Origin of the sequence: Winogradskyella wichelsiae, assembly GCF_013403925.1 — a bacterium.
GTDB lineage: Bacteria > Bacteroidota > Bacteroidia > Flavobacteriales > Flavobacteriaceae > Winogradskyella > Winogradskyella wichelsiae.
On the sequence record NZ_JABFDJ010000009.1, the window covers coordinates 114,925 to 125,214 of the forward strand.

The 10,290-nt window shown below is 30.4% G+C and carries 12 protein-coding genes and 1 pseudogene; 2 read left to right on the forward strand and 11 right to left on the reverse strand.

The annotated features are described in order from the left end of the window. Positions 1-5: 5 nt before the first annotated feature. The 3 genes from HM985_RS16065 to HM985_RS16075 form a co-directional block, all read right to left on the reverse strand. Positions 6-863, reverse strand: coding sequence for an OmpA/MotB family protein (locus HM985_RS16065; protein ID WP_179377230.1), 858 nt, complete (start codon positions 861-863; stop codon positions 6-8). Between the two features lie 104 nt (positions 864-967). Further along, positions 968-1,960 (reverse strand): glycosyltransferase family 2 protein, encoded by a 993-nt coding sequence (locus HM985_RS16070; RefSeq protein WP_179377231.1) that lies wholly within the window; start codon positions 1,958-1,960, stop codon positions 968-970. Continuing rightward, a complete protein-coding gene (locus HM985_RS16075) occupies positions 1,961-2,410 on the reverse strand; it encodes a type I restriction enzyme HsdR N-terminal domain-containing protein (RefSeq protein ID WP_179377244.1) in 450 nt (149 codons plus the stop codon). It lies immediately after the preceding gene. A gap of 142 nt (positions 2,411-2,552) precedes the next feature. Between HM985_RS16075 and holA the strand changes: the two genes are divergently transcribed. Beyond that, positions 2,553-3,557 carry a DNA polymerase III subunit delta gene (holA, locus tag HM985_RS16080; protein ID WP_179377232.1) on the forward strand — a complete coding sequence of 335 codons (1,005 nt, stop codon included), beginning with the start codon at positions 2,553-2,555 and terminating at the stop codon, positions 3,555-3,557. A 336-nt stretch (positions 3,558-3,893) separates the two neighbouring features. Next, positions 3,894-5,810: a T9SS type A sorting domain-containing protein gene (locus HM985_RS16085; protein ID WP_179377233.1), complete on the forward strand. Its 1,917-nt coding sequence runs from the start codon at positions 3,894-3,896 to the stop codon at positions 5,808-5,810. Between the two features lie 422 nt (positions 5,811-6,232). On the opposite strand, the gene HM985_RS17445 is transcribed toward HM985_RS16085, so the two are convergent. The 8 genes and pseudogenes from HM985_RS17445 to HM985_RS16120 form a co-directional block, all read right to left on the reverse strand. After that, entirely contained in the window at positions 6,233-6,493 is a 261-nt protein-coding gene (locus HM985_RS17445) for a DDE-type integrase/transposase/recombinase (protein ID WP_179377234.1), read from the reverse strand. 7 nt (positions 6,494-6,500) lie between these two features. After that, positions 6,501-6,755, reverse strand: coding sequence for a hypothetical protein (locus tag HM985_RS16095; RefSeq protein ID WP_179377235.1), 255 nt, complete (start codon positions 6,753-6,755; stop codon positions 6,501-6,503). A 191-nt stretch (positions 6,756-6,946) separates the two neighbouring features. After that, entirely contained in the window at positions 6,947-7,132 is a 186-nt protein-coding gene (locus tag HM985_RS17315; RefSeq protein WP_246285056.1) for a hypothetical protein, read from the reverse strand. Between the two features lie 42 nt (positions 7,133-7,174). Continuing rightward, positions 7,175-7,303 (reverse strand): annotated as a pseudogene (locus HM985_RS17320) (helix-turn-helix domain-containing protein); the annotation flags it as partial. 440 nt (positions 7,304-7,743) lie between these two features. Continuing rightward, entirely contained in the window at positions 7,744-8,247 is a 504-nt protein-coding gene (locus tag HM985_RS16105; protein ID WP_179377236.1) for a hypothetical protein, read from the reverse strand. 35 nt (positions 8,248-8,282) lie between these two features. Further along, complete coding sequence (locus HM985_RS16110; protein ID WP_179377237.1) at positions 8,283-8,714, reverse strand: hypothetical protein; 432 nt, start codon at positions 8,712-8,714, stop codon at positions 8,283-8,285. After that, complete coding sequence (locus HM985_RS16115) at positions 8,701-9,210, reverse strand: RNA polymerase sigma factor (RefSeq protein ID WP_179335344.1); 510 nt, start codon at positions 9,208-9,210, stop codon at positions 8,701-8,703. Before HM985_RS16115 ends, HM985_RS16110 begins: the two co-directional genes overlap by 14 nt. Before the next feature lie 395 nt (positions 9,211-9,605). Next, complete coding sequence (locus HM985_RS16120; RefSeq protein ID WP_179377238.1) at positions 9,606-10,136, reverse strand: hypothetical protein; 531 nt, start codon at positions 10,134-10,136, stop codon at positions 9,606-9,608. Positions 10,137-10,290: the final 154 nt, after the last annotated feature.

The following is a 10,290-nucleotide window of genomic DNA, read 5'->3' on the forward strand; positions in this document are numbered from 1 at the left end:
TAAGATTATTTTTCTTCAGATAAATTTTTCATTTCATTTTCAACCATTTCATAGAATTGGTCAATTTTTGGCATTACAACAATACGTGTACGTCTGTTTTTCGCCTTGTTTTCAGCAGAATCATTTTCTACTAATGGCACATAAGAACTACGACCAGCGGCAATTAATTGTTGAGGGTTAACGTCTAAGCTTTCTAAAACTCTAACAACAGATGTTGCACGTTTTACACTTAAATCCCAGTTGTCAACTAATGGTGGTTTGTTGTATGGTACGTTATCTGTATGAGATTCTACCATAGCTTCAAAATCAGGTTTGCTATTAATAACTTTAGCAACTTTAGCTAAAATTTCATTGGCCCTAGTTGTTACAGTATAACTTCCACTTTTAAATAATAATTTATCAGCAATAGAAATAAATACAACACCTTTTTCTACATTAATTTCAATATCTGGATCGTTAATTCCAACAGCTTTTTTAAGACTTGTTACAACCGCAAGTGTTACACTATCTTTTTTAGTTAAAGCATCTTGTAAACGTGTAATTTTTAAGTCACGTTCTTTTAAGCTTTCTAAAGACTTTTCAAGATTTTCAGATCCTTTTTTAGTTAAGATAGTTAAATCACCTTTAGTATCAATTAAATCTTGATTAGACTTACGCAAATCAGCAAGTTGATCTTTCATTGTTTCAACTCTAGCATTTGCAGCAGCCACATCAGATAAACAACTATTTAATTTTACAGTTGCTGTATTTAATAAATCTTCGGTTTTTTGCTGTTTTTCTTGAAGTGCAGTATATTCTTTTTTAGACACACATGATGCTAAAAATAACAGTGAACAAACACTTAATAACATTAATTTTCTCATAATTCAATTCTAGTTTAAATAGTTAATTTTAACATAACAAAATTATGCAAAAGAATAACGAGCAGTACATGGATTAACAAAAACTTTAACAATTTTATAAACAATTAATACTTAGTCTGTTTTTTTACAAAATAGGACCAAACAATAGAAGTTGTATGGTAATAACCACGGCGTTTTACTGATTTTTTTCTATGCTTTAAAAGACGAGGCAAATTATAATAAAAAGAGTAATGTGCTTTTAATATCGCTAAGAAAAATGCAAGTTTAAATTGCAATAAAAAGCGAAGAGCAGCAATCCCATCTAAAAGCATTCTGATTAAAATTTTCAATAGTAAATTAGAATGGACATTTTTAAATAAAGTAAATAAACTATTTCTAAAGTTAAGATATGTTTTTTTAGGGTTTGTATTATTTAGTGTTGCTCCACCTACGTGAAAAACAGTTGAAGTTCCGATATAGCTAACGTTATAGCTTTTATTAAACGCACGCCAACATAAATCAATCTCTTCCATATGAGCAAAATAAGATTCGTCAAAGCCATCTAAATCCTTAAAAACTGAATTTCTTATAAAAAAACAAGCTCCAGAAGCCCAAAATATATCCGCTTTATCATTATACTGACCGCAATCTTCTTCTATGCTATCAAAGATGCGCCCACGACAATAAGGGTATCCATATTTATCTATAAAACCACCAGCCGCGCCAGCATATTCAAACTTAGTTTTGTTTTTATAATCTAATATTTTAGGTTGAATTATAGCGGTGTTTTGTTCAGTATTAAATTCCGTTAAGATAGGTTGAAGCCAATTTTTAGTCACTTCAATATCACTATTTAATAAACAGAGTAGAGGAGCTTCAATATGTTTTAAAGCATCATTATAGCCTTTTGCATAGCCACCATTTTCTGAATTTTGAATTATCTTAATCGATGGATAATGTTCTGTAACAAACAGAACAGAGTTATCATCAGAGGCATTATCTGCAATATAAATTAAGGCATTTTCAGAATATTGAATTATTGAAGGCAAAAATTGCTCTAGTAAAGCCTTTCCGTTCCAATTTAAAATAACAATAGCAATATCTTTTGTTTGTAACATTTATTTAGGTTTATAATCAGGAATATCCATTAAAAAAGAATAATGTTCTGCTTTCATATCCATTTCGCAATAATAATGATTTAAACCATTTGTAACCATTAAAAAAGTAGCATTTAAAACCAGGTTATAGCGCGCTATTTGATCAAAAGTTGTTTGATCTATTTTTATGCTGTAAGATTTGCATTCTACAATTAAGTAAATACTGCCATCTGGATTAAAAATAACAATATCATAGCGTTTTTTTAAGCCATTGAGATTCATTTCTTTTTCAACATTAATTAATGATTTGGGATATTTTTTTACATTAATTAAATAATGAACACAGTGTTGTCTTACCCACTCTTCGGGTTGAAGAATGATGAATTTTTTACGAATGACATCAAAAATAGAAACTTTATTTTCTGTACTTTTGAAGCGGTATTCAAACTTTGGAAAGTTGAGTTCTTGCAACACTTAGAATAACTGATTTTTGTCAAAGTTAAAACAGAATACCACAAATCACAATTTTCAATTACCAAAATCTAATTTTTTAGTGTTTAACTGAACAATTACTATAATAATTTGGAATTTTTAACTTGGAATTTTTTACAATTTGGACGAAATAAAACAATTAGTTGCTGCAATAAAAAAAGGAGACCTTAAACCTATTTATTTTTTAATGGGTGAGGAGTCTTATTATATTGATAAGATTTCAGATTATATTGAAGACAATGTTTTGGAGGAAACCGAAAAAGGTTTTAACCAAATGGTACTTTATGGACGTGATGTTACTATAGATGATATTGTGAGCAATGCTAAACGCTATCCAATGATGGCAGAGCGTCAGGTAGTTATTGTAAAGGAAGCACAAGACCTAAGTAGAACCATTGAACAATTGGCTAAATATGCAGCTAACCCTCAGCCTACAACAGTTTTAGTCTTTAATTATAAATATAAAAAACTAGACAAACGAAAAGCTTTATATAAAGCAATTAATAAAATTGGTGTCGTATACGAAAGTAAAAAAATGTACGAAAACCAAGTTGCTGATTGGATAAGACGAACTTTGGCAGGAAAGAATTATGATATTTCTCCAAAGGCAGCTCAAATGCTTGTGGAGTTTTTAGGAACTAATCTTAGTAAGATCGATAATGAACTTAATAAATTAAAAATTGTTTTACCAGAAGGTACCCAGATTACTCCAGATCATATTGAAAAGAATATAGGGATAAGTAAAGATTATAATAATTTTGAATTAAGAAAAGCAGTAGGACAACGTAACATATTAAAAGCGCACCAAATAGCAAAGTATTTTGCAGACAACCCAAAGGATAATCCTATGGTGGTTACTGTTGCCCTTTTGTTTAGTTTCTTTTCTCAACTATTACAACTTCATGGAATGTCTGATAAAAATCCCAGAAGTGTAGCTTCAGCATTAAAGGTAAATCCATATTTTGTAAATGAATATATTGAAGCAGCCAGAAATTACCCAATGAAAAAAGTGAGTTATATTATAGGTGTATTACGCGAGTTTGATGTTAAAAGTAAAGGAGTAGGAGCTAATGCAGTACCTCAAGGAGACTTGCTTAAAGAGTTGTTAGTTAAAGTTTTAGGTTGAGATTTGACTCTCAGTTTTAATTAGATCTAACCTGTAGAAATCGAAATGTAATAGAATCCCTGTTATAATAAATACAACGTCAACAACAGTAACGTCTTTCTGACTGTTTAATAACGTTGACTAGTACATTAAACAAATTATAGATTTATACTTTCTTCAAATAAATAGGACTTGGAATATTTGCTTTTATTATACCTAGTAATTGCATGTATTATTATTTTATATTTTCTTAAATCGTAATTATTTTTAAATTAGTCTTATTTTTAAAAAAATATTTTTCTTTAAAATAAGAACTTCAAACGCATAAAAAAAATAACTATTGACTAAGAGTATATTATGAAAAAAATTATTTTGTTTACATTGATATTTATTAGTAATATACTAAGTGTTTATTCACAAAACATTTATGTAGACGACCAATTAGCTACAGACTGTAATGGTAATTATTCTATAACCAATAGAAATTGTAATGGTTCAGATGGAAATGGATACAGAACGCTTGAATCTGCTGCGAGTTTTGCTACCGCTGGTACAACCGTATTAATTAGAGAAGGCATCTTTAATGAGCAGATAAGTCCTCAATACTCAGGAACAGTTAATGCAAAAATTACGTTTAAAAATTATAATAATGAAGAGGCAGTAATTAGCGGAGTATCTCTATCACCTGCAATCATGATTTATGAGAAAGAGTATATTGTTATTGATGGTTTAATTATAAGAGATGTTCGAAGATGGCTGAATGCACTAGGCTCGAGTAATAATATAATTAAAAACAATATTTTTGAAAACGCGATAGATTCTGGAGGAAGCTCAAAGACAGGATTATTCTTTCAAAATTCAGACTTTAATAAGATCATAGATAATGTAATTGATAACAGTACCCAAGATAATATTGGATTGGTTCAATCTAACTACAATCTTATCGAAGGTAATACGATATCTAAGGCAACTCATGTTTTATGGACTCTAAAATGTAGTAATAACAATGTGATTAGAAATAATTATTTCCATAACGAGATTCAAAAAATAGGGGAAATTTATGATTGCGATAACGTTGGTTACGGTGATGCTCCTTACGAAAAAATAACATCATTGGATGATACAAAGAATAATGTTGTAGAGAATAATGTGTTTGCTTTCACAGCTTCCTCAGGAGATGCTTCTCCCTATTCTGGAATTCAATATGCAGGCCAAAATGGAATTGTACGAGGAAATGTGTTTTATGAATGTACTGGCCCTGCAATCTCCTTAACTATTTATTCAGATGAAGCCTTAAATAATTATGGTAATCGATTTTATAACAACGTATTTTATAATAATAAATTCAGTGCATTTGATATTTCTGGAAGTTCTGGTACTCAATTTTCAGATCAAAAAATAAAGAATAATATCTTATTTAAAAATGTATTTATACAAAATGACTATCGTTGGAGTTGGTATACTGAATTGGATGATGAACCGGTACAAGTTATTACAGGAAGATTAACAGATGTAATCTTTGATAATAATGCCCTATTTAGCACTAGTACTGATGAATTATATCTTATTAATTATGGAGCTAGGAATTCAGGTTCAAATGAAGCGCCAAAATCTTTAAGTTGGTGGGAAACAAATAGAGGTAATTTTATAAAAAATAGTTTAGAAGAAGCCCCTCTATTTGTATCTCCTGAGCTATACGATTTTAGTTTACAAGAAAGTAGTGCTATGATAGATTCTGGAGCTTTTCTTGCCAATACCACTAGCTCTGCAAGTAGCAGTACAGAGATGCTGGTAGATGATGCTAAATGGTTTATGAATGGTTTTGGTATTGAAGGAGTATCTGGAGATATTATTCAGCTAGAAGGACAAGCAGTAACAGCAGTTATAACTGATGTTGATTATTCATCAAACACTTTAACTCTTAGTACTCCACTTAGCTGGGTAGATGGACAAGGAGTCTCTCTTCTTTATTTTGGTAATGCTCCAGACGTTGGTGCTTTTGAATTTACTGAGGCAACCTTAAATAATGAAGATTTCGATGAAACTAATCCAAGTATCAAAATATACCCTAACCCAACTTCAGGTCAATTAACTATTATTAATAATGAGTTGATTATAAGAAAAATAGATGTTGTTGATTTAGCTGGTAAAATAGTTAAAACAATTACGAGTAATTTTGATGTTATAAATATTAACGCTTTAGCCGAAGGTCTTTATTTCTTTAAAATTAGCACAGTAGATGGACTTGTTATTAAAAAGATTATAAAAAAATAATTTAATTAAAATTTTACAGTATTATATAAATCATTTATTCTTAATTAAATATCTCATCTTTTTAAGCTGTTAACTAGTTATATTTAAAGTCAATTGGTTATAAAGTTTATGATTTGGTTAGAAATAGGTTGAGTGAGTAATCTCAAAGCATTGTCGTATTGTCTTGTCCTGAAATAGGTTGACCATTTTTGGTTTAAAAAATTAATTAAATATCGTAAATATCCACGGAACATTGACAACTTTTTTTAATAATTCCCTTCGGGTTTTAGAAAAGTTGCCAACATTCCTAGGCTGTTTTGTTTTTATACGATTTGTACTTTATCGTATTGTATTTTTTGTGAATATGCTCAGGTATTTCCAGTCCAAGACTCTAGTGTATTCTTTGGTGGTTGTATATCTGAGTAGCTTGCTTCATTATCTGCCTAGCAATACCGACTTCTTAATTGTTTTTTTAAGTCCAAATTCATATTTAGTATTCCGTTTATTCGTTCAGCTACTGCGTTTTCATAAGGATCATACTGTTGAGTAGTGCTGAGTCTAAAGTTGTTTTCCTCGGCAAAATCAGTGAACTTAGGGCAACAATACTGTATACCTCTGTCTGAGTGGTGGATGGTGCTCTCAGGTTTAAAATCTAGGTTCTTGATAGCCATGTCCAAAGCCTGTACGATCAGTGTAGCCCTCATATTGTCGTCAAGGGCCCCAACCCATTAATTTTTTAGAATAGGCATCTGTTACCAAAGCCAAATAGGCGTGACCACCATCTGTTTTTATATATGTAATATCACTAACGAATACTTGTTCGCTGAGTTCAATTTCCATATCCTTTATCAGGTTTGGCGATTTATAGAATAAGTGTTTGGAATCTGTTGTGATATGGTAACGTTTCGTTTTCTTTACCAACATACCATAGCACCTAAGCAGGTCGAACAGTGCGTCCCTTCCCATTTTAATATTATTTTATTCAAGTTCGTTTTTAATGAACTTGATCAGTTTTCTTGTGCCTGATTTATGATGTGTCTTCCTTGTTTTTCGTACAAGATTTAAGACTATTTCATCTCTTATCTCTTTGGTGCTGTTAGAATGTATTCTTTTGTAGTACGCCTGTTTAATGATCCCGAGGCATTGATAGAGCCATTTTATTTTGAAAGGCTTTTTCTCTTTTTCTCTATCTTTTTTACTAATGCTTCGGGCAAGTACTTTTTTGAGAGATGCTCTCCTGTAATGTTTTCAAAATCAGCGATAACATCCTGTTTGAAGTCCTTTACGAACTCAAGTTCCTCGATCCGTTCCTTTAGTTTTTTGATCTGGTCGTTCTTGCTCATGGTATTGGATTTATCCTCGAAGTTACTCGATTTTTTAATCCAATACTCAATAGAGCTTCTAGAAATATTGTACTTGTTTGCAGCGTGATTGACCGAGATCTGGCCATTAACAATTTCGTCAATTATCGAAAGTTTGTCGAAACTTACTTTTTGATACCGTTTTTTTGGCAGATGCTATTCTTTTGTGTTTCCATAGGGTACTAAAAGTGTTTAATTTTTGGTTAACCTATTTTAGGACGAGACGATTTTCAAATGTTAGCTAACGGTTTGTGTATGGTTAGTTGCGTGGTTCAGCAACTAATTTAGCAAATAAATCACAGATAGAATATTCCGAAGGAATGTTCGTGAGTCGCAAGTACCTAGCAATTAATTATACACGGTGTTACCAACAGGTGTTTTGTCACATTAACTAACAGAGAACTCTAAATAACTCTTCTTATTTAATACATAATTTTAGACCTAAGTTATAGTATTTTGAATGGAACAAATTAAATATATAATAAATCTACTTTTTTCATTACTATATTTGAATTTAAAATTAAAAAAAATAGCTTGGGTCCATGACCAAAGCTATTTTTTCTCGACTTACTCTGTTAATGTGATACTGCAACCTATTCTTTCTTCCCTTTCTTTGTTGTAATAACTATAGCTCCATTTGCGGCATTGTATTTTTTTATAGCCTTCTCATCTTTAAAAACTTCTATCTTTTCTATATCATCAGGTGATAATTTATCTAGCGTTTCTTTATTAGATACTTTACCGTCAATAATTATCACTGGTGTTGTGCCTTTAAAATTAGTTTTTCCGTTGGTTTTGTCTAATTCATGTTTTTTATTGGTTGTAACAAGTATGACTCCATTGGGTGCATTATATTTTTTTATGGCTTTATCACCTTTTATTACAACAACACTAGCAATCATATCAGTATCTATTAAGTCCATACTAAAATCGAATTTTTTTCCGTCAACATAAATATCTGGTTTAGCCCCTTCTTTTGCCTTTACATGCAGCTTTTCCTTCTTTTGGTTATCCTTTTTTTCTATTTTAAATTCTTGTGCTTGCATTAACGAAGTTGAGAATAATAGAGCACATACCGTTAAAATTAAATTTTTCATGATTTTAAATGTTTGATTATTAATAAATATTTGATTTATTGTTCTTTAGTAGTGTAAATAATTACGATTTCATTTTCATAAATAATACTTTGTTCAATTTCTGCTGAAACTGAATTAGAAACCATTTCTTTAGCCAAACTTAACAGAACTTCTTTCTCAGAATAATTCGATTCTTCTTGTTTAGGATTCGCTAAAAAAAGAGAAATAAATAATACAACTGAGGCTGCTGCAGATAGGATGCCAACAAATAGCTTACGTTTTCTGTTTTTTCTATTTTGAAATGATTCCCATAAACTCTTATTAAAATCTTTTGGTGTTTCCGTTTTGTTATTTTTTACAAAAGCAGACCATGCATCCAATGAAGGCTCTAAATTATCAGTACTGTCAAACAAAAATTGTTCTTCACTTAAAGTACTTTGCCCTTCCTTATATTTTTTGATTAACCGTTCAGTTTTATCCTCTTTCATAACTATAAGTTTTTTCTAGTTGTACACTTACCTGCTTTCTTGCTCGAGATAACAAAACTCTTACATGTTCAATTTTAAGTTCTGTAGCAGCGGCTATTTCAATAAATTCATAACCATCTAAGTCTCTCATTATTACAACTTCTCTTTGCTGCTCTGGTAGACTCGCAACAATCTTTCTAATAATAGTATTTAACTCTTGCCATTCTAGTGCTTCTCTACCATTTTCTGATTTCACGATCTCAAGCTGAAAAGAAGAATCATTAATATCTAACTTCTTTTTTCTAAGCATATCAATACAATGATTTCTAGCAGTAGAAAACACTAAACCTTGAATATTAGGATGCTCTGCAATTTGCTTTCGCTTTATCCAAAGTTTCATCATTATGTCTTGGATCGCATCTTCAGCGTTTGCTCTACCGCCTAGTATTCTAGAAACCATTGGAAACAAACGTTCGGATAATGAAAATACCTTAAGTCTAAATTCTGTTTTATTCATTATATCTTAATAACGATAAAATGGATATAGATATAACAAAAAAAAGTGGTTTTTTTAATTAATTATGTTAAGCAGATGATAATCAATATGTTGTGAAATATTTTTTTAAAGTGAAAGACTCAGAATCTCTTTGGAATTGAAAAACACTTATTGTTAAGGATAGGATAAACTAGTGGTTTTTATAAAATCTAAAATTTTGATTTGTTACCTTAAGTTAATGAATTTGTCGATGTAAATTAGTGCTTGTTGGTAACGGTTTTGTGTATGGTTAGTTGCGTGTTTAAGCAACTAATTTAGTAAACAAAAAAGAACGCGAGAAAATTCCGAAGGAATTTTCCAAGTAGGCAACGACCAAAGCAATTAATTATACACGGTGTTAGCAAACGTATTTATTTTCAAAAACTAAATTCTATAATTGCAATTCGTTTATGAAAATAGTCTTTAAAATCAGGATTTGAATATAAAAATCCATCTACAAAAATGCTGTTTTGCATGATTCCAATAGCTTCTTTTTTATCCCAATACTTTTTAATTAGAGAATCAGTATCTTTTATTGAATATAATGCATTCATATACTTTCCAAGATTATTGGCTTTCAGTTCTGTTGTATCTTTGTCGTAAATTTCGTTTCGTAATCCACTTTTGTAAAATTCAGAGTTTGTTTTTTTAGATTGAAAATCAAATTTTTTCCAGTCAGTTATTGTGTCCGATTTTATATCAATTAGATATTGGCGATAACCTTTATCGATTGTCAAATTCGGATAGATTTTGGCTAAATTCTTTTCAAAGTCAGATACGAGTAAATTCAGAGCTTTAGTTTGTCTTTCTCCTAAAACTTTTTCAAATTCCGTAATTCTGATGTCAGATTGTTTTTGAGAACAACTGAATGATAAAATCAGAACAAGTATTAAGTAGAATTTCCGCATTTCGGTTATATGTTTGCTAACGTGTTTGTGTATGATTAGTTGCGTGGTTTGGCAACTAATTTAGTAAACTTTTACGGACCTGAGAATATTCCGAAGGAATATTCCAGATAAGCAGAAACCAAGCAATTAAATATACACGGTGTTAACTACCGGC